Origin of the sequence: Scardovia wiggsiae F0424 (assembly GCF_000269605.1) — a bacterium.
GTDB classification, from domain to species: Bacteria; Actinomycetota; Actinomycetes; order Actinomycetales; family Bifidobacteriaceae; genus Scardovia; species Scardovia wiggsiae.
The window spans coordinates 824,969-843,940 of the sequence record NZ_AKCI01000001.1 but is presented as its reverse complement, the minus strand read 5'-3'; the positions used below and the strand labels follow the sequence as shown (position 1 = coordinate 843,940).

Here is an 18,972-nt window from a genome sequence, read left to right as displayed (position 1 = left end):
ATCAGAATGGCGCCTCAGGGCTGAAGAACCAGAGGACGCGACGGATCATCCTTGATATCCTCACGCATCTGTTCCTCGCAGTGATGGGGATCATCTGGATACTGCCGATAGTCTGGGTATTCCTGGAAAGCTTCAACGCAGACCAGGGGGCTACCCAGAATACCTTCTTCCCGACTAAATATACGGTAAACAATTATGTGAAGCTGTTTACGGAAACGGATGTGATGAACTTCCCGAGGATGTTCCTCAACACATTCATTATTGCAGTTTTTGTCTGCCTTATCAGCCTGTTCTTTGTGCTGTCGGTAGCATTCTGCATGAGCCGCCTGCGCTTCCATTTCCGCAAGACCTTCATGAATATTGCCCTTATCCTAGGCATGTTCCCGGGGATCATGGCTGTTGTGGCTATCTACTTCATCCTTAAGGCTATGGGTCTGACCAGCAGTTCCGGCACTTTGATTGCGCTGATCATTGTCTATTCTGCAGGTTCCGGTGCAGGTTTCTACGTGATGAAAGGCTATATGGATACGATCCCGGCCTCCCTGGATGAGGCTGCTTACCTGGACGGCTGCACCAAATGGCAGGTGTTCTGGAAGATCATCGTCCCTATCTGCAAGCCTATGATCGTATACCAGGCTATTGTCGGCTTCCTTGCCCCGTGGCTTGATTTCGTCATGGCAGGGGTGATTGCCCGCGACCAGCATGGCTGGACGGTGGCTCTGGGCCTGTGGAATATGCTTCAGAAAGAGTATATCTACCAGTGGTACACCCGCTTTGCTGCGGGTGCGGTATGCGTATCGGTCCCTATCGCTATCCTCTTCATCCTTATGCAGCGCTTCTACCAGGAAGCAATGTCAGGCTCCGTCAAGGGCTGACATATCGCAGGATAATGACAGAGGCTGCAAGGGATATATGCAGCCGGACACATTGGACAATGCCCGCTTACGGTTCCGCAGGCGGGCATCTGTTATGTTTCGGGGGTGTTTCCGGGGAAACGAGGTGTGATGTATAAATTCGTTTTTCTTGACCTGTACGGTACTTTGCTTGATATCCATACAGATGAAGCGTCCCCGGAGCCGTGGGAGGCCCTGTATGCTTATCTGCTTCCATACTCTGGAGGGAATCACAGCTCCGGGGCGGATGCAGAGGACAGCGGTGCCGGTATACATTCGCCGGAAAACCTCAGGCAGAGGTTTATGGCCAGGGAACAGCGTGAAACCGAGCTGGCGCTTGCCGGTACGGGCAACGGCAGCTTGCCTGGCGGCGCTGTCCCGGCGGACGGCGCTGCGGGACACCCGGAAGCAGCGTTACGGGACGGGAAGGATGCTTCGCAGGTCGAGATAGATATTGCTGAGGTGTATACAGGGATATTCTCCGACATGGGCATCAGCGCGGAAACTGTGAGCGGGGAACATCTGCTTGTGCGTGCACCTACCGTTTTCAGGGAGGCGTCGCGCCAGTGGATCCGCATATTCCCTGGGGCTGCTGACTTCCTCACGGCACTGAGGAAGAAGGGACTGACCACAGTGCTCGCATCCAATGCCCAGGAGCTGTATACGGATAAGGAACTAGAGGGGCTTAAACCCTTCCTGGACAGGGTATTCCTCTCATCCCGGATAGGGTATAAAAAACCGTCCCCCGCCTTTTTCGAGCATATTCTGCAGTGCACGGGCGCTGCTCCGGCCGAAACGGTTATGATAGGCAACGACAGCGTATGTGATATCAGGGGAGCAGCCGGTGTGGGCATTGACGGGATATACCTTGATACAGGCGGCACCGGTGGTCCCGGTAATGCCGATAGTACAGCTGGCGCAGCAGATACTGCAGGAACTGCCGGAACGGATAACGGCACCTGCCGTTCCTCTGCACAGGAGCCGCAGGCGGTGTTATCCGTTCATGGTGCAGACTATCAGGCTGTTTATGATTTTATAGCAGGCCGCAGTTTATAATGAGGACGCATCCATCAACAGATCAGGAACAGGATAAGTGGGTTGAACTGATATGCCAACAAGCAGCGAACTTAAGAAAAAGCGCAGACACAGGGGGAACAGCGATTACCGCCTGAGCTGTTTTGTTATTTTGTTCATGGTTCTTTCCATGCTTGGCTCAAGCCTTGTGCGGACCGGATCCATAGACCCTTCAAAAATGGATATGTTTACGCTGACCGTTGCTGTCCTCTGTGAAGCTTTATCGTGGATGGCTCTGCCGATAGCAGCATGGCTGTTTGTCAAACATTTTGAGACATGGGGTATGAAGCTGCAATATTCGCTTATACTCCTGGCTGTTGCGGCGCTGTCTGAAGTACCGTATGATTTCGTTTCTACGGGCCAGTGGGTCACGTGGGAAACGCAGAACCCCCTGTGGGCACTTGCAGTATGTTCCGTTGTCCTCGCTGCATGGGACTGGCTGGGGCGCTTCGAAGAATTTACCCGCTGGATCTGGCGTATCATAGCCATCATCGGTGCGCTGACATGGGCCTATGTATTCCGCCTGGGCCTGCGCGAGCATATCCTTTACCAGGGTATTGCCCTTATAGGTTTTGTTGTCATTTTCCATGCACTGAAATCTAAAGAAAACACCATGGTTTACATTGCGGGGGCATGGGGCGCACTGTTCCTCCTTGCCCCGGGGATTGGGGTGCTGTTCCTCCATGCGCGCAATGATGAGGAGAAGTATCCGGCCCCTCCGTTCCGCTGGATGCTTGTTGCCGCATACCCGCTGCTGCTGGCGGCTTTTGCTGCCGTCAGGTATCTGGTGTATTAGCATCAGGCCTGCTGCATAAGACCGGCGCAGTTTGAAGGCAACACGCTTGCCAGCAGATTATTAGAACGTGCGTATAATAGGTATATCTTATTGACTCAGAGCTGAGTGAGGTTTCTATGATCACTATGATGGGGAAATCCATCAGGCGGTACTGGTGGCTGTTTGCAATGCCAACATTTATCGCTTTTATTATAGGGTTCATTGCCCCGTTTATTATGGGCATCTGGTTAAGCTTCTGCAAGTTTGGGACAGTAGCTGACGCACGGTTCACGGGGCTGAAGAATTATCAGGGCATTTTCGCTGACGGGACGTTCCTCCATGCGCTCCTGTTCACTATAGCGTTCACCGTAGTAACAACGGTTATTATCAATGTCCTGGCTTTTGCTGTTGCCTATATGTTCACTAAAGCAATGAAAGGTGCAACATTCTTCCGCTCTGTATTTTTCATGCCGAACCTTATTGGCGGTATCATCCTGGGATGGGTGTGGCAGCTTATCCTCAATGGCGTACTTGCGCATTGGGGCAAGTCGCTCACGTTTTCGCCGGCATACGGCTTCTGGGGGCTTGTTATCCTTGTGTGCTGGCAGCAGATCGGCTATATGATGATCATCTATATAGCAGGCCTGCAGAGCCTGCCTACGGACGTGCTTGAAGCAGCGCAGGTGGACGGGGCAACCCCCCCTCAGACCATGTTCAGGGTCATTATCCCGCTGATGATGCCCAGCATTACGGTCTGCACATTCCTTACGGTGACAGGCGGTTTCAAGCTTTTTGACCAGAATCTTGCGCTGACTAACGGGGGGCCCGGGCGCCAGAGCGAGATGCTGGCCCTGAATATATACAATACGATTTACGGGCGCCCGGGATTCGAAGGCGTAGGGCAGGCTAAGGCAGTGGTCTTCTTCATTATCGTTGCTGCTATTGCGCTCCTGCAGAACCATCTCACAACAAGCAGGGAGGTGCAGGCATGAACCGGAAAGTCAAACATGCCCCATTATGGACTATATTCTTCGGTATCCTGTCGCTGGCATGGCTTTTTCCCATAGCTGTTATTCTGTATAACTCTTTTAAGACGAAAGCCTATATTTCATCAACATATACCTTCCAGCTTCCCAACTCCAAATCCTTTGCGGGGCTGGACAACTATACGCTGGGTGTTGCACGCACGGGATTCATGGAATCCTTCGGATGGACTGCGTTCATTACTGTAGGGTCTGTGTTCCTTATCCTTCTGTGCACCAGCATGTGCGCGTGGTGGATAGTGCGGGTGAATAACTGGTTTGCCAAATTTATTTATACCCTTTTCCTGTTCAATATGATCGTCCCGTTCCAGATGGTCATGTTCCCCCTGGTCAAAATAGCGGATGTTATTGGCTTCGACCTTCCGGATGACGGCGGCAGGATAGGGCTGAACCAGCCGTACGGGCTGTGGTTTATTTATCTTGGCTTCGGCGCAGGCCTTGCTGTGTTCATGTTCACAGGGGTGATAAAAAGCCTCCCCTCCGAGATCGAGGAAGCTGCCATGATAGATGGTGCAAGCGTTCCCTATACATTCTTCGGCATCGTTGTGCCGCTGATGCGACCCAGTATTATCAGCGTGGGTATCCTGGAGACCATGTGGATATGGAACGATTATCTTCTCCCATACCTTATCCTTCCGCGGGAAATCCAGACAATTCCAATTGCCGTCCAATACCTTAAGGGCGGATACGGTTCGGCAGATATGGGCGCGATGATGGCCTGCCTGGTCCTCGCTATAGCGCCGATCATAGTTTTTTACCTCATTTGCCAGAAGTACATCATCAGTGGTGTTACGGCCGGTGCGGTGAAAGGTTAGGGATGTTCAGGGGCTGTTTGCGCTTATGGTATTACAGCGGTTTGAACGTTCAAATAAATAAAGGTATAAATGAAGCAATGCCGGAGGGGATGATACCGGTCCTGCCTGCGGGGGCCTCACAACCCTGTGCAGCCCGGATACGGCAGTTCCCGCCAGTATCCTTTCATTTAGGTAACAGTACAAGTAAAAGGAAGGCTCGATGATGAATCGTACAGTTACACGGGTAATCGGCGCGCTGGCAGCGTCGGTGCTGGCTATCGGGGGCCTTGCTGCATGCGGCAGCAGCAGCGGGTCGAATGGGAAAGGCAAGGTATATTACCTGAACTTTAAGCCGGAAGCCGCTGACCAGTGGAAAAAGATCGCGGAGACCTACACCAAGGAGACAGGTGTTAAAGTAAATATCCGCACTGCGGCGTCAGGCACTTATGAGCAGACACTGAAGTCCGAAATGGCCAAGTCCAATGCACCAACACTGTTCCAGGTCGGCGGGCCGATACAGGACTCATCATGGCTGAAGCCGTATCTTGCCGATATGAGCAAGAGCGAGGTCTACAAACAGCTGCAGAACCCTGATCTCGCCCTGAAATCAGACGGTGTAGTGAAAGCGGTCCCGTATGCAATGGAAACCTACGGCATCATCTATAACAAGGCGATACTGAACAAGTATTGTGAGAAATCCTATGCGGTTGTCAAGTCTGCAGATGAGATCAACTCTTTTGAAAAGCTCAAGGCTGTTGCCGACAGCATCCAGGAGCACAAGTCGGATCTTGGGGTAGACGGCGCATTCACTTCTGCAGGTTTCGACTCCAGCTCTGACTGGCGTTTCAAGACCCATCTGGCGAATATGCCTCTGTATTTTGAAATGCTTGCCGGCCATATCACAGGCCAGCCCAAGACACTGAAAGGGACTTACCTCAACCAGTACAAGAATATCTTTGACCTTTACCTCAATGATTCCACAACTCCGAGAACACAGCTGTCCGGCAAGACTGCTGATGATGCGAATTCAGAGTTTGCTACGGGGAAGGCCGTATTCTACCAGAACGGTACATGGGCATGGTCCGATCTGCAGAAATCCGGCTTCAAGGCTGGTGACCTCGGTATGATGCCTCTGTATATTGGTGCAGGCGATGAAAAGAACCAGGGCCTGACTACAGGGTCTGAGAATTACTGGTGCATCAATTCCAAGGTTTCTGCGGCTGACCAGAAGGCTACCGAGGCATTCCTCAAGTGGATGGTCACCAATAAGAAAGGCCAGGACGCCCTTGCCAAGGATATGGGCTTCGTGACCCCCTTCAAGTCCATGGAAAACATCAAATCTGAAAACCCTCTGACCCAGATCGCCCAGGAAGATGCTAAATCCGGCAAGAAGGATGTAACGTGGAACTTCACTATTATCCCTTCGACCAAGTGGAAGGATGACCTCGGCTCAGCACTGCTTGCTTACGCCCAGGGCACCGGGACGTGGGATAGTGTCAAGAAGGCATTCGTAGACGGTTGGAAGACCGAATACGACGCTACACACTAGAACTGCTGAAAACTGAACTCAAGGCGTCCGGATCCCGGTCCGGGCGCCTTATGCATATTTGCATGCCATCCGGCAGGGCTGTCTGAGGGCAGGAGGGGAGGGGAGAAGGCAGATACAGGGGCTGGCGGTAAAGCGGACGGTATATGCTGGGATATATGGGTCGTATTTTCAGCCAGGATTCTGTTTTTATGCGGGGACTGTGGTGGTTTACGGATATCGTGCTTATCAATATCTACCTGATCATTACATCGATCCCGATAATAACTGTTGGTGCTTCAGTAACAGCAGCATATGATGCTGCGCGCCGTTCCCAGGAATCCAGAGGGAACCTGACGAGGAATTACTTTACATCGTTCAGGAAGAATTTCGTACAGTCAACAGCTATATGGATCCCTATGGCAGCTGCGGGTGCGCTGCTGGGCTATTCGTGGATATCCTTGCAGATACCCCTGCTTCTGCCTTTCAAAATACTGGCAGCATTCCTGTGGCTGCTCCTTTTCTGGTGGGTCTTCCCTGTGCAGTCGCGTTTTGAGAACCCTGTAGGAAGGACGGTTTCCAATTCCTTTATTTTCGGCATTTCGCATATCATAACAACAGTGGCCATCCTTCTCATCGATACCGCGTGCCTGATTCTGGTGTATGTGTCGTATATGTACTGGATACAGTCGCTGTTCTTCCTTATGGTGATGGGGCCTGGGATGATGGTCGCACTGCATGTGCCGCTTATTGAGAGGGCATTGCGTGCGTATACCGGCAAAAGTGCGCAGACGCAGGCCGGCTGAAGTATTTGTACTGAGGTATTTGTGCAGTGCAGTGTAAGTGCGGGACCTATGAAAGTGCAGTGAAGGATGAGCGGACATATCAGTATAAAAGATGACCCCCATGAGGCGGCCCGGCGGATCAGGGAAGTCCTGTGTAAAGGGGAAACTGCCGTAATACCGACGGATACGGTGTACGGGATCATCGCCGATCCGTGGTCGGCCGCTGCAGTGGAGGGGATCTTTGCTGCAAAGCACCGGCCGGTGCAGAAAAGCGTACAGATATTATGCTCGGATATCCGTCAGGCGCAGGATTGCGACATTATCATACCCCCTCTGTATACACGCCTGCTGGCCTGCTTCCCGGCCGGGTCCTTATGCATCGTCTGCCCTGCTTCGGATGGATGCAGGCTTGCGACAGCAAGGGAGGAAGGCGGTATGCGTACACAGGCTGTCCGTTTCCCTGCCGGCAGAACCCTGCAGTACCTGCTGGAAACAGCCGGCCCTGTAGCCGCATCAAGTGCCAACCGTTCAGGGGAAGCATCGGCAACAGATGCGGAACAGGCGGAAGATGAACTGGGCGAGGCTGTATCGCTGTATGTAGACGGGGGGAGCACCCCGGGAGCTGCAGCCAGTACGGTTGTATCCCTGGACAGGGCGACTATGCTGCGGATCGCAGAAGGGAAGGATGCCGATACTTCCCAGGCAAAGCTTGACGTACTGCGGGAAGGCGTTATCAGCGCGGAAGATGTGGCCGCGGCCATGCACACTGTAATGAGGTCACAGTAAAATTATAACGTCCGTCATCTTTCAGGAGGTCCGCCCCGATGCGCGTATATATTTTTATAGCTGCTATCGCAGGCGGTGTCACATGGCTGGTGACCCCCCTGGTCCGCCATATAGCCATCCGCTGGGGGGCAGTCGGCGAAGTCCGTTCCCGTGATGTGCATACAGTACCGACACCCCGGATGGGCGGGCTGGCGATGCTTATCGGGCTGGCTGCGGCACTTCTTTTTGCCAGCAGGCTCCCTTTTGTATCCAGCCTGTTCCAGGATAATAATGTTATCTGGGTAGTGCTTCTGGGGGCTTTCCTCGTTTGCCTTCTCGGGATCATCGATGATATTGCCGACCTGGACTGGATGCTTAAAATGGCCGGCCAGCTCCTTATCTCAGTCCTTGTTTCTGTTGGCGGACTGCAGATAGTAATATTGCCGTTCGGCAACAGCCTGCTGACAGCATCCCCAAGCCTGTCTATGGCAATCACTGCATTCCTGCTTGTGGCATCGATCAATGCGGTGAACTTTGTGGACGGGCTGGACGGGCTGGCCTCAGGGATCGTGGCTATCGGCGGCATTGCTTTCGGCGCGTATTCTTATATCCTTGGCAGGAACTCAGCGAGCTATGCTTCAGTGGCGACCCTTCTGGATGTTGCCCTTGTGGGCATATGCACGGGTTTTCTGCTGCATAACTGGCATCCTGCAAAGCTTTTTATGGGCGACGCCGGCTCAATGCTCCTGGGGTATCTGATCACCTGTGCGTCCATTATGATGACAGGCCGGCTTGACCCGTCAGCCGTCCATGCCAGCCTTTATCTGCCTTTGTTCATGCCTATTCTTTTGCCCATACTCGTACTGTTCCTCCCTGTGCTGGACATGGTCCTGGCTATAGTGCGGCGGGTGAGCAGAGGGCAGTCCCCCATGCATCCTGACCGCATGCATCTGCATCACCGCATGCTTCGCATAGGGCACAGCGTCCAGTCTGCAGTGCTTATCCTGTGGGCGTGGGCTGCGCTCATTTCATTCAGCTCAGTAATGACTATTTTTGTCCGGGTCCGGTACGTGCTTATTGGTGCAGGTATTGCTGCGGTACTCCTGACAGCCGCTACGCTGGCACCATATTATAAACAGAAGCGGCGTGAAGGGGGCAGCAATAGCCCGGATAAAGCTGGGGACACGGCTGCGGATGGCAAACTCGGCCATGGAGGTGGCCGGCAGCTCCGCCGCGCCGGGCGAGGGGACAGGGGACATGCTGTTTACGGCCTGCATGGGCGTCCGGATAATAATAGCGGTAATGGAAGGCATGCCGGCATCGGGGATATTGCCCGTACGGTGGCAGATGAAAGCGTTCCTGCTGCGGGGACACGGAGGTATTCATACTATGGTTCAGACAGATAATGATGCCAGCAGGTCGGAGGGCATAGCCGCCCCTCACGGGCATATTCCTCAGGACGGTACGGCACCGGGATCGGAAACCGGTATCAGCATCCCCGATGGCAGCAGTTTCAGGTACCCTTTATCCCATGCGCTTATTCCTGTGATGAAATGGTCAGCCGGCGTTTTCTTGGCTGCATCAGCTATATGCGCTGCTGTATCATTCACTGTGAAAGGTACGACAGGCCTGTGGGGTGCCATATGCGGGGCCGCCATCGTTGCCGTTTTCAGTGAGATGACCCCTGCAAGCGTGATACTGCTGGAAAGGATAGGCCTGAAGGGCCGGGCATTCACTGCCGGGTTCATCATTATATGGGTGTTCAAAGTTATAACAACCGTCCTTCTCTGTTTTATTATGCTGCGCCTTGCCCCTCTGGATACACAGGTGTTTGCGCTTACTATCCTTATATGTGCCGCACTGGTTACCCCCATCAATGTTTTCGGGGTGGCCCGCGCCAGGGTGCCTTATGTTGACCCGCATTCAGGCGCGGACGGTTAGGCAGGAAGCGGAAGGCACCCGGGCAGGTCTCACCATGCGAAATGGACGAAATACCGTATGCTGTTTCGTCATACCGCTTTTCTAAAGTTATGTTATGGTTTTTGATATCTTTAATAATCATCCTTCAGAACAGTATTCACCATTGCCCTCACCTTTTGAGAAGCTCGGGCTTGCTTATGATGATGTGCTCCTGCTCCCTAACGAATCTGATGTTATCCCCTCCGAAGTGGACACGACTACGCGCCTAACGCGCAATATCACAATGAAATCGCCGGTGCTTTCTGCCGCTATGGACACAGTGACTGAATCACAGATGGCTATTGCTATGGCCCGTAACGGCGGTATCGGTGTCCTTCACCGCAATTTGAGTATTGAAGACCAGGCGAACCAGGTCGATATTGTTAAGCGCAGCGAATCCGGCATGATCTCCGACCCTCTGACAGTATCCCCGGATGTGACTCTGGCGGATCTTGACAAGCTCTGCGGGACTTACCATGTATCGGGGCTGCCGGTTATTGATGATGAACGCCGCCTTGTCGGTATCATTACGAACCGGGACATGCGCTTCATCGATCCTGCGGATTACGAAAAACTCCGCGTCAGCGATGTTATGACAAAAGAAGGTCTTATTACAGGGCCTTCAGCAATTTCAAAAGAAGATGCGCATAAGATCCTTGCCGCGAATAAGATCGAAAAGCTCCCGCTGGTTGACGGCGAAGGAAAGCTTACCGGGCTTATTACTGTCAAGGATTTTGTTAAAACGGAACAGTACCCGGATGCGACGAAAGACAGCCAGGGGCGTTTGCGCGTTGCTGCTGCAGTAGGGTTTTTCGGCGATGCATGGCAGCGCTGCACTGCCTTAGTGGAGGCCGGGGTAGATGTGCTTGTAGTCGATACCGCCCATGGCCATGCCAGGCTGATGCTTGATATGATCGCCAGGCTGAAAGCTGACCCTGCATTCAGCGGTGTAGATATTATCGGCGGCAACGTGGCTACGCGGGAGGGGGCACAGGCGCTGATCGACGCAGGCGTTGATGCTGTCAAAGTAGGTGTGGGGCCGGGATCCATCTGCACAACACGTGTAGTGGCAGGCATTGGCGTACCGCAGCTGACCGCTGTCTATGACGCATCCCTGGCGTGCCGGCCTGCGGATATCCCGCTTGTGGCTGACGGAGGCATCCATTATTCAGGCGATTTTGCCAAAGCCATCGTAGCAGGTGCAGAAACAGTAATGCTGGGAGGCCTCCTTGCCGGGACCGAAGAAGCCCCGGGGGAGAAAGTGCTCCTGCACGGCAAGCAGTACAAGGTCTATCGGGGGATGGGCTCGCTTGGTGCTATGGCCCCGCGCGGGAAGAAGAGCTATTCCAAGGACCGCTATTTCCAGGCTGATGTATCCAGCGGGGATAAAGTAGTTCCCGAAGGCGTGGAAGGCGAGGTACCTTACCGCGGACCGCTGGGGTATGTGCTTTATGAACTTGTGGGAGGGCTCCACCAGAGTATGTTCTACACAGGGTCGCGCACTATCCGGGAACTGCAGGAAAAAGGGCGCTTTATACGGATCACCGATGCGGGCCTGCGGGAATCCCACCCGCATGACATCGTCATGACCAAGGAAGCCCCTAACTATACAGGATTCCATGAGTAAATGCGGGTTGGGCCAGTCAGGATGAATGCGCATAAACTGCGCTGAAAACAGGGGTGCCGCGCGCCATAAAGTGTGCAGCACCCCCGTCTGTATCCGGTACCTGTAAAACTATTCGATAATATCAACACTTTCAATGAATACAGGTTCCAGCGGGGCGTCGCCGGCATCAGTCTCAACTGAATTGATCGCGTCGACAGTTTTCTGGGAATCAGCATCGGTGATCTCGCCGAAAATAGTGTGATGCCCATCCAGCCATGGGGTTGGGACAGTTGTTATAAAGAACTGGGAACCATTGGTGCCGTGGACAGCGCCATCAGGGCTGCGCCTGCGTCCGGCATTAGCCATAGCGAGGATATATGGCTTATCGAATTTATGGCTGTTGATCTCGTCGTCAAATTCGTATCCGGGGCCGCCTGTGCCGTTCCCCAGAGGGCATCCGCCCTGGATCATGAAATCCTTGATGATACGGTGGAATGTCAGGCCGTTATAGAAAGGCTCAGTGTGCTTCATGCCATCAATAGGGTCAGTCCATTCTTTGGTGCCTGCGGCAAGGCCGGCGAAATTGGCAACTGTCTTCGGCGCATCATCGTTGAAGAGCTCAACAGTGATATCGCCGAGGGAAGTATGGAGTACAGCTTTCATAGTGATCCTTTGTGTAGTTTTGATATTACTGTTTCAGCATAACCCAGGCTGTGGTATCTTGCGGGAGGCTTCCGTCATCTTCAAGCCGCGATGAGGTAAGGATAATATCCCCCGGGGGGAGTTTTACAGGGCTGCTGCTGAAGTTAGTCACCGATGCCCAGCCGTTTGCGCGTCTGTAGGCGATGACGCCTCCCTCAAGCCCGCCTGCGCCGTCAGGCTGCCCGCTCGGCATATCTTCATCAAACCATTCCAGGGAGGTATCTGGGCATTGCAGCTTATGGCGGAGGCGGAGCACACGGCGGTAGAAATTGAGCATTGATGTGCTGTCGTGTTCCTCGCGGTCCACAGCAAAATCCTTGAACCATGCGGGCTGGGGCAGATGAGGGGCTGCGGCGCTGTGTGCGGGGGAAAAGCCGAAAGGGTCCTTGCTGCCGGGGAGCCTGTCAGCGGTCCATGGAAGGGGGACACGGCATCCGTCGCGCCCTTTATTCAGCTCTGAATGACGGGTATTGAAGGCTACCGGGTCTTCCAGGCGGTCCCAGGGGATATCGGGCACTTCGAACAGGCCAAGCTCTTCACCCTGATAGATATATGCCGATCCCGGCAGGGCCATTTCCATCATGATGGCTGCCCGGGAACGCTGCGTCCCGGCTTCACGGTTTTCCGCGTACGTTTTGCCGCCGCGCAGTATCCAGTCAGCAGCAAACTGATGGTAGTTGGCTGAAGGCACCTGGGGCAGTGCAAACCGTGTAGCATGGCGGGGGATATCATGATTGCTCAGGACCCATGTGGCCGGCGAGTGTGCACGCCGGGATGCAGCCAGCCCCTCCTCAATAGCTGTGTGGAACTGGTTCCGTGACCAGTCGGCTTTAGCAAACTCAAAATTGAATATCTGCCCAAGCTCATCCTCGCTTGCATATAAATACTGGCGGTCGGGATTGACCCATGCTTCGGCCACAGCGAAACGGTGAGGGGTATATTCGTTGAATACTGTGCGCCACTCGCGGTAGATATCATGCACTTCGTTGCGGTCGAACAGCGGGTGCGAACCGTCCGCGGGCAGCTGCATAAGGACCGGGTAATCATCGAGGTCGTCCCTGTCAAGGTCTTTCGCGAGCCCGTGCGCTACATCTATGCGGAACCCGTCAGCTCCGTGGCTGCTCCAGAACCTGATAGTTTTTATGAAATCCTCGTGGACATCGGGGTTATTCCAGTTCCAGTCCGGCTGCTGTTCAGTAAAAAGATGCAGGTACCACTGTCCGTCCGGTACACGGGTCCAAGCCGACCCTCCAAAATGGGACTGCCAGCCGGTGGGCGGCAGCTGCCCATGGTCACCCCTGCCGTCACGGAAAATATATCTGTCCCTCTGCTCCGACCCGGGCGGGGACTGGAGGGCCTCTACGAACCATGGATGGCGATTGGATGAATGGTTAGGCACTATATCAACGATCACTTTGATACCGTGCCTGTGCGCAGCCTGTGCCATGTCATCGAAATCTGCGACAGTCCCCAGGCGGGGGTCAACATCACGGTAATCATCTACGTCATACCCGCCGTCCGCAAGCTGTGATGGATAAAAAGGGCTGAGCCAGATGGCATCCACACCAAGGGATCCCAGATATCCCATACGCTCCGCGATCCCGCGCAGATCGCCGATACCGCTGCCGGTACTGTCAGAAAAAGACCGCGGATATATCTGATAGATCACCGCCTGCTTCCACCAGTTATCAGGATCCGACATGTCGATCTGTTCGCCGCGTATATACCGGCTGCTGCCTGCCTGCTCTGCCATCCTGCCTGTCCTGTCTGCCTTGTCTGCCTTGTCTGCCTTGTCTGCCTTAGCTCTGCCCTGTGCTGCCGGCCTGTTTATAATGGATCAATAAATACAGATACTAAGGATACCGTAACGGCAGCCCTTCCCAGTACATCTGCGGAATCAGCCGTATGCCTGCACCGCAGTGTGTTTAGCGGTATATGCTAAAATGGCCTGTTACGCTTTTATCAGCAGAAAGGTAAGGAACGGGAGGTGCATAATGGCAGTAATCAGCCATGCAGTACACAGTGATAACCAGATATTCACGCCGGAAGGCTCCAGGCTTATATGGATAGACTGCGAGATGACAGGGCTGGATATTGGCCATGATGAGCTGTGCGAGGTCTCTGTTGTGCCCACAGATTTTAATATGAAAGTCCTCGACAGGGGAATCGACCTGGTGATAAAGCCGTCCCAGGAAGCCATTGACCATATGGATGATTTTGTGCGCGAAATGCATACGTCATCGGGGCTTATCGCCGAGATGGAAACGGGGCTGCCCCTTGAATCGGCACAGGAACAGGTGATTGAATATGTCCGGCAGTTCCTTCCTGCCGAAGGGCAGGGCAAAGCGCATCTGGCAGGCAACACTATCGGGTCAGATAAGAAATTCCTTGACCGTTTCATGCCTGGCCTTATGGAACTGCTGCATTACCGTACTATTGATGTCAGTACGCTTAAAGAGCTTTCCCGCAGATGGTATCCGTATGTGTATTCCAACCGTCCTGTCAAGCACGGGGGGCACCGTGCGCTTGCAGATATCATTGAATCTATTGATGAGCTGCGGTACTACCGCGAGATGATGTTCGTGCCTGATCCCGGCCCGACATTCGACCAGGCCGCGCAGGGATGCGCACACGTTGAGGGGACAAGCCTCCTGCGGGAATATGAGCAGGAGGGCGATCCGCTCACGGACCGGTCATCAGCTGAAAAGAAAGATTATTAAGATCATCCGGGTTGCTGGAACGCGGGGTTTTACGCGCCCGGCATACGGTAAAACGGAACAGAGGGCGGCAAACTGGAACAGTCAGAAGCGCTAACGATCCTTTCGTCTGGTGTGCCGGTGTTTCTCACTGGTGCGCCGGGATCCGGCAAAACATATGTGCTCAACCGTTTTGTGGAGATAAGCAGGCAGGCTGGCAAAAACGTTGCCATGACGGCGTCAACAGGTATCGCATCTACCCATATCAACGGGCAGACGGTCCATTCCTGGAGCGGTATAGGGATAGATACTGTGCTGACCCCTGAAGTCCTTAAACGGATCAGGACCCGAAGGCGCAGAGCCATCAAAGAGACAGATATCCTGGTCATTGATGAGGTCTCCATGCTGCATGCGTGGCTGCTGGATATGGTCGATGAAGTCTGCAGGGCAGTCAGGCGCGTTAATGAGCCATTTGGCGGCATACAGGTAGTCCTTGCCGGGGATCTGTACCAGCTGCCGCCGGTAAGCAGGGGAAAATACCGGACTGATCCCGTTGCCGAAGATGAAGTTTTTATGAGGCAGTGCCAGCGTTATGCTGCTGCGGGAAAAGATCCGGAAGGTTTTATCACTGAGGCGCTGTGCTGGGATACGCTGCATCCGGCAGTCTGCTATCTGACCGGTCAGTACCGCCAGGATGACGGCCAGCTGCTGTCTGTGCTGACAGATATCCGTCGGGCGGAGGTCAGCCAGGAAGACTGTGATATGCTCAGTTCCCGTGTAGGGGTGATGCCTCCACCGGACCGCAGCGCCGTCCACCTTTTCCCTGTCAACAGGGCGGCAGATACCCTGAATATGAGCAAGCTGGCGCATATTGACGGGCAGGAGCATACGTTTATCGCGGAGTCAGGCGGTTCTGCGCAGCTTGTGCGGCAGCTGAAAATGAATATGCTGGCACCTGAAAGGCTGGTATTGAAAAAAGGTGCTGCAGTGATGGCGCTGCGTAATGATGCCGACCGGCGGTTCGTCAACGGCTCATTAGGGGAAGTAGTTGGGTTTGCGGATAAGAAAAAGGGCGGATATCCCTTAGTTGAATTTGAGAATGGGCACAGCGCAGTGATGGCGCCGGCAAACTGGGAGATCGCTGACGGGGAAGCTGTTTTGGCAGTTGTTACGCAGGTTCCCCTGCGCCTGGCATGGGGGATAACTATCCATAAATCCCAGGGGATGACGCTTGATGGTGCAGTAATGGACCTGCGGAATACTTTTGCCCCGGGAATGGGATATGTAGCCCTGTCACGTGTTGAATCACTGGGCGGGCTTTATCTGATGGGGATCAGCAGCAGGGCATTTTATGTATCTGAACAGGCTGTCTATGCGGATTCCCGGCTCAGACAGGAGTCCACGGAGGCATCTGCACTGCTGGGGAAAGAGGGTGCAGAGGGTTTTGCGCGGCAGTATGCCCGGGCTGCAGCAGATATGTCATCCCAGGACAGGATAGGCAGCGGATCTGGCCAGGGGGAGCTGTTTTAAGCTTCAGCAAAGCAGCGCAGTATCGAGCGCTGTTTTGGGGACTGCCGAATACGGGTCCGCTGTAAAACCGGGAACCGGAACCTCAAAATTGTCTATAAACCTCCGTAATGTGTGGAACTATGAGTTCTCAAGCATTACGTATGTCTACGCTGTTCCTGCGCACTTTGCGCGACGACCCTTCCGACGCTGACGTTGATTCGGCGAAACTCCTCATACGTGCAGGATACGTGCGCAAAATCGGGCCGGGGCTGTATTCCTGGCTGCCGCTGGGACTCCGTGTGCTGAACAGGATCGAGGCTATTATCCGGGAAGAGATAAACGGCATAGGTGCCCAGGAAGTCCATTTCCCCGCGATGATGCCGCGTGAACCATATGAGATGTCCCGCCGCTGGGAAGAATACGGCGACAATATTTTCCGCTTCAAGGACAGGCACCAGGCCGACTACCTTCTTGCGCCCACGCATGAAGAGATGTTTACCCTTATGGTCAAAGATATGTACACATCTTACAAGGATCTGCCGGTGACCCTGTACCAGATACAGGGCAAATACCGTGACGAATTCCGCCCCCGCGCAGGTATGATCCGCGGGAGGCAGTTTATTATGAAAGACGGGTATTCTTTCAATATCGATGAGGAAGGGCTGAAGCAGTCGTACGCGGAGGAACGCGCTGCCTACGAAAGGATATTCAGGCGCCTCGGCGTAGATTATGTGATCGTGCATGCAGTGTCGGGTCCGATGGGAGGTTCCGAATCTGAAGAATTCCTTGCCCCTATGGGCATCGGCGAAGATACCTTTGCCCTTGCCCCTTCCGGCAAAGCATGGAATGTGGAGGCATTGACCACCCCGCATATGGAGGACCTTGATTTCAGCTCCGTGCCTGCAGCCCAGATCAGGGATACCCCCGATTCGGCAACTATCGATGCACTGGTCAGCCAGTTCAATACCCTGTACCCGCGCCCGGACGGCAGAGGCTGGGAAGCAGCTGATACGCTGAAGAACGTTATTATTGCGGTCAAACATCCTGAAGGTGAGCGGGAGCTCGTTGCAGTGGGCGTCCCGGGGGACCGGCAGGTCGATATGAAACGGCTCGAAGCAAGTTTCTCCCCGGCTGAGATAGAGGAAGCTACGGCTGAAGACCTGCAGGGGCACCCCGAACTCGTGAAGGGGTATATAGGCCCGGGTGCGCTTGGACCGCAGGGCAGGGCTGCCGGCAATAAGGATGCGGTGCGGTATCTGATCGACCCCCATATTGTGCGGGGTTCTGTGTGGATTACCGGTGCTGACAGCGAAGGCATGCATGTGCAGGACCTTGTATACGGCCGCGACTTTGAAGCTGACGGTACTGTTGAGGCAGTGGAAGTGCGCCATGGGGATATGAGCCCTGACGGAAGCGGGCCGCTGAGCTTTGAGCGCGGAGTTGAGATCGGGCAGGTATTCCAGCTTGGCCTGAAGTATTCTAAGGCAATGGGCCTCAATGTCCTCAACCGGGACGGCAAAGCCGTCCCTGTGTGGATGGGCTGCTATGGTATTGGTGTTTCCCGGGTTATGAGCTGTATCGCAGAATTGCATCATGACGATAAAGGCCTTATATGGCCCCGGTCTGTGGCGCCGGCACAGGTGCATATAGTTGCAACAGGCAAAGATGATAGGGCATTCGCTGTTGCTGATTCACTGACAAAGAAGCTGGAAGAGGCAGATATTGAAGTGCTGTACGATGACCGGCCTAAAGTTTCCCCCGGTGTCAAGTTCAAAGATTCCGAACTTCTCGGCATACCGCTTATCGTTGTTGCCGGCAGGGACACAGCAGATAATGGCACTGTGGAGATCCGGGACCGTGCAACCGGTGAAAAGGCTGTTGTCCCGGCGGAAGATGCTTTAGGCGTGATATCAGATATCCTTGCTGATGCGTGACGGCAGGATCTGCCCCATGCGGCAGGTATACGCGGTATACGCTTAGGTATATACATACACATATATACAATATGTGCATACCTTTTGTACACAGGGGATGTGGAAAACCCGAATGTGATGGACCATTCGACCACATCCCCTTTTCTTTTTTGCCTTCCTGCTGCTTTCTGAGAGATAGTGGAGTTACCGCACCGCAAGGGCAGATAATGAGACTTCTGCCGGCGGTAATAAAACATCAGGATTGGAGATGGTATGGTACAGCAAACCGCTGTGACGATCGTCGGATATGTAGGGCAGGAACCCAGGCAGGTATCAGCAGATGATACGCCGCCTATCTGCAGGTTCCGGGTAGCATCCACCCGCAATTACTGGAACCGTAAAGCCCAGAAATGGCAGGAATCCTCAACAACGTGGATGGATGTAAGGTGCTACCGGGAGCTGGCCGGCAACGTTTTGACATCTGTGCATGTAGGGGATCCGGTAATCGTTACCGGAAGCCTGACCACTGACCAGTGGGAAAAGGATGGGCAGCGCCATTCGGCAACTGTCCTTGATGCTGCAAGCATAGGGCATGATCTGGCTTTGGGACGTTCCGCTTTTGTCAGGATAAAGCGGTCGGATAATGACCCTGCACATGATGCAGCAGCTGACGGGCTGCAGGATGGGGACCGCGGAACACCGGACCCTGAGCAGGACCATGGCATAGATGATCAGGATGGCAGCGGAAACGTATCCGGGAAGGCCAACGTCGGCCCTTCAGAAGATACATCCGGTGAGTTTTCTGTCTCTGATGAGCTGGAGGAGGTGGGAACAGCAGTATAACAATACATGAAGGTAATTCGTCTTTTCGTATGCGAGTGATACATAAGAGGGGGATGGCAGACTGCCATCCCCCTCTTGCCAGACCATAGA

The 18,972-nt window shown here is 54.0% G+C and carries 17 protein-coding genes; 15 read left to right on the top strand and 2 right to left on the bottom strand.

Annotated features, from left to right (window positions below; all coding sequences use genetic code 11):
• Positions 1–20: 20 nt before the first annotated feature.
• From HMPREF9156_RS0103745 to guaB, 11 genes are all read left to right on the top strand, one after another.
• Positions 21–875: a sugar ABC transporter permease gene (locus HMPREF9156_RS0103745; RefSeq protein WP_231198091.1), complete on the top strand. Its 855-nt coding sequence runs from the start codon at positions 21–23 to the stop codon at positions 873–875.
• A 129-nt stretch (positions 876–1,004) separates the two neighbouring features.
• Positions 1,005–1,949: an HAD family hydrolase gene (locus HMPREF9156_RS0103740; RefSeq protein WP_007147461.1), complete on the top strand. Its 945-nt coding sequence runs from the start codon at positions 1,005–1,007 to the stop codon at positions 1,947–1,949.
• Positions 1,950–2,001: 52 nt separating this feature from the next.
• Positions 2,002–2,763: a TraX family protein gene (locus HMPREF9156_RS0103735; RefSeq protein WP_007147460.1), complete on the top strand. Its 762-nt coding sequence runs from the start codon at positions 2,002–2,004 to the stop codon at positions 2,761–2,763.
• Between the two features lie 116 nt (positions 2,764–2,879).
• On the top strand, positions 2,880–3,734 hold the full coding sequence (locus HMPREF9156_RS0103730; protein ID WP_007147459.1) for a carbohydrate ABC transporter permease: 855 nt from the start codon (positions 2,880–2,882) through the stop codon (positions 3,732–3,734).
• On the top strand, positions 3,731–4,600 hold the full coding sequence (locus HMPREF9156_RS0103725; RefSeq protein ID WP_007147458.1) for a carbohydrate ABC transporter permease: 870 nt from the start codon (positions 3,731–3,733) through the stop codon (positions 4,598–4,600). Before HMPREF9156_RS0103730 ends, HMPREF9156_RS0103725 begins: the two co-directional genes overlap by 4 nt.
• A 199-nt stretch (positions 4,601–4,799) precedes the next feature.
• Positions 4,800–6,128, top strand: a complete 1,329-nt coding sequence (locus HMPREF9156_RS0103720; protein WP_017147468.1) for an ABC transporter substrate-binding protein — start codon at positions 4,800–4,802, stop codon at positions 6,126–6,128.
• 155 nt (positions 6,129–6,283) lie between these two features.
• Entirely contained in the window at positions 6,284–6,910 is a 627-nt protein-coding gene (locus HMPREF9156_RS0103715) for a YesL family protein (RefSeq protein WP_029246350.1), read from the top strand.
• 66 nt (positions 6,911–6,976) lie between these two features.
• Positions 6,977–7,675, top strand: coding sequence for an L-threonylcarbamoyladenylate synthase (locus tag HMPREF9156_RS0103710; protein ID WP_007147455.1), 699 nt, complete (start codon positions 6,977–6,979; stop codon positions 7,673–7,675).
• A gap of 38 nt (positions 7,676–7,713) precedes the next feature.
• Positions 7,714–9,060, top strand: coding sequence for a glycosyltransferase family 4 protein (locus HMPREF9156_RS0103705; protein WP_007147454.1), 1,347 nt, complete (start codon positions 7,714–7,716; stop codon positions 9,058–9,060).
• The gene (locus tag HMPREF9156_RS0103700; RefSeq protein ID WP_007147453.1) at positions 9,044–9,595 is read left to right on the top strand and encodes a hypothetical protein; all 552 of its coding nucleotides are present in this window, start codon (positions 9,044–9,046) and stop codon (positions 9,593–9,595) included. The genes HMPREF9156_RS0103705 and HMPREF9156_RS0103700 overlap by 17 nt, the downstream gene beginning before the upstream one ends.
• Positions 9,596–9,689: 94 nt before the next feature.
• Positions 9,690–11,240 (top strand): IMP dehydrogenase, encoded by a 1,551-nt coding sequence (gene guaB / locus HMPREF9156_RS0103695; RefSeq protein WP_007147452.1) that lies wholly within the window; start codon positions 9,690–9,692, stop codon positions 11,238–11,240.
• A gap of 108 nt (positions 11,241–11,348) precedes the next feature.
• Here the strand turns inward: guaB and HMPREF9156_RS0103690 are convergent, their stop codons facing one another.
• Together HMPREF9156_RS0103690 and HMPREF9156_RS0103685 are read right to left on the bottom strand one after the other, a co-directional pair.
• Positions 11,349–11,882 (bottom strand): peptidylprolyl isomerase, encoded by a 534-nt coding sequence (locus tag HMPREF9156_RS0103690; RefSeq protein WP_007147451.1) that lies wholly within the window; start codon positions 11,880–11,882, stop codon positions 11,349–11,351.
• A 25-nt stretch (positions 11,883–11,907) separates the two neighbouring features.
• A complete protein-coding gene (locus HMPREF9156_RS0103685) occupies positions 11,908–13,674 on the bottom strand; it encodes a glycoside hydrolase family 13 protein (protein WP_007147450.1) in 1,767 nt (588 codons plus the stop codon).
• Positions 13,675–13,915: 241 nt separating this feature from the next.
• On the opposite strand from HMPREF9156_RS0103685, the gene orn reads away from it, so the two are divergent.
• The 4 genes from orn (at position 13,916) to HMPREF9156_RS0103665 (ending at position 18,882) form a co-directional block, all read left to right on the top strand.
• A complete protein-coding gene (orn, locus tag HMPREF9156_RS0103680; RefSeq protein ID WP_007147449.1) occupies positions 13,916–14,641 on the top strand; it encodes an oligoribonuclease in 726 nt (241 codons plus the stop codon).
• Positions 14,642–14,713: 72 nt separating this feature from the next.
• Positions 14,714–16,147 (top strand): PIF1 family DEAD/DEAH box helicase, encoded by a 1,434-nt coding sequence (locus tag HMPREF9156_RS0103675; RefSeq protein ID WP_029246347.1) that lies wholly within the window; start codon positions 14,714–14,716, stop codon positions 16,145–16,147.
• Between the two features lie 119 nt (positions 16,148–16,266).
• Positions 16,267–18,060: a proline--tRNA ligase gene (locus tag HMPREF9156_RS0103670; protein WP_193378044.1), complete on the top strand. Its 1,794-nt coding sequence runs from the start codon at positions 16,267–16,269 to the stop codon at positions 18,058–18,060.
• A 252-nt stretch (positions 18,061–18,312) separates the two neighbouring features.
• Entirely contained in the window at positions 18,313–18,882 is a 570-nt protein-coding gene (locus HMPREF9156_RS0103665; RefSeq protein ID WP_007147446.1) for a single-stranded DNA-binding protein, read from the top strand.
• Positions 18,883–18,972: the final 90 nt, after the last annotated feature.

Excerpts from the sequence above, each read along its gene's own strand:
- HMPREF9156_RS0103740 (WP_007147461.1), top strand. The coding sequence starts at position 1,005 with ATGTATAAATTCGTTTTTCTTGACCTGTACGGTACTTTGCTTGATATC.
- HMPREF9156_RS0103735 (WP_007147460.1), top strand. The coding sequence starts at position 2,002 with ATGCCAACAAGCAGCGAACTTAAGAAAAAGCGCAGACACAGGGGGAAC.
- HMPREF9156_RS0103730 (WP_007147459.1), top strand. The coding sequence starts at position 2,880 with ATGATCACTATGATGGGGAAATCCATCAGGCGGTACTGGTGGCTGTTT.
- HMPREF9156_RS0103725 (WP_007147458.1), top strand. The coding sequence starts at position 3,731 with ATGAACCGGAAAGTCAAACATGCCCCATTATGGACTATATTCTTCGGT.
- HMPREF9156_RS0103720 (WP_017147468.1), top strand. The coding sequence starts at position 4,800 with ATGATGAATCGTACAGTTACACGGGTAATCGGCGCGCTGGCAGCGTCG.
- HMPREF9156_RS0103715 (WP_029246350.1), top strand. The coding sequence starts at position 6,284 with ATGGGTCGTATTTTCAGCCAGGATTCTGTTTTTATGCGGGGACTGTGG.
- HMPREF9156_RS0103710 (WP_007147455.1), top strand. The coding sequence starts at position 6,977 with ATGAGCGGACATATCAGTATAAAAGATGACCCCCATGAGGCGGCCCGG.
- HMPREF9156_RS0103705 (WP_007147454.1), top strand. The coding sequence starts at position 7,714 with ATGCGCGTATATATTTTTATAGCTGCTATCGCAGGCGGTGTCACATGG.
- HMPREF9156_RS0103700 (WP_007147453.1), top strand. The coding sequence starts at position 9,044 with ATGGTTCAGACAGATAATGATGCCAGCAGGTCGGAGGGCATAGCCGCC.
- guaB (WP_007147452.1), top strand. The coding sequence starts at position 9,690 with ATGGTTTTTGATATCTTTAATAATCATCCTTCAGAACAGTATTCACCA.
- HMPREF9156_RS0103690 (WP_007147451.1), bottom strand. The coding sequence starts at position 11,882 with ATGAAAGCTGTACTCCATACTTCCCTCGGCGATATCACTGTTGAGCTC.
- HMPREF9156_RS0103685 (WP_007147450.1), bottom strand. The coding sequence starts at position 13,674 with ATGGCAGAGCAGGCAGGCAGCAGCCGGTATATACGCGGCGAACAGATC.
- orn (WP_007147449.1), top strand. The coding sequence starts at position 13,916 with ATGGCAGTAATCAGCCATGCAGTACACAGTGATAACCAGATATTCACG.
- HMPREF9156_RS0103670 (WP_193378044.1), top strand. The coding sequence starts at position 16,267 with ATGAGTTCTCAAGCATTACGTATGTCTACGCTGTTCCTGCGCACTTTG.
- HMPREF9156_RS0103665 (WP_007147446.1), top strand. The coding sequence starts at position 18,313 with ATGGTACAGCAAACCGCTGTGACGATCGTCGGATATGTAGGGCAGGAA.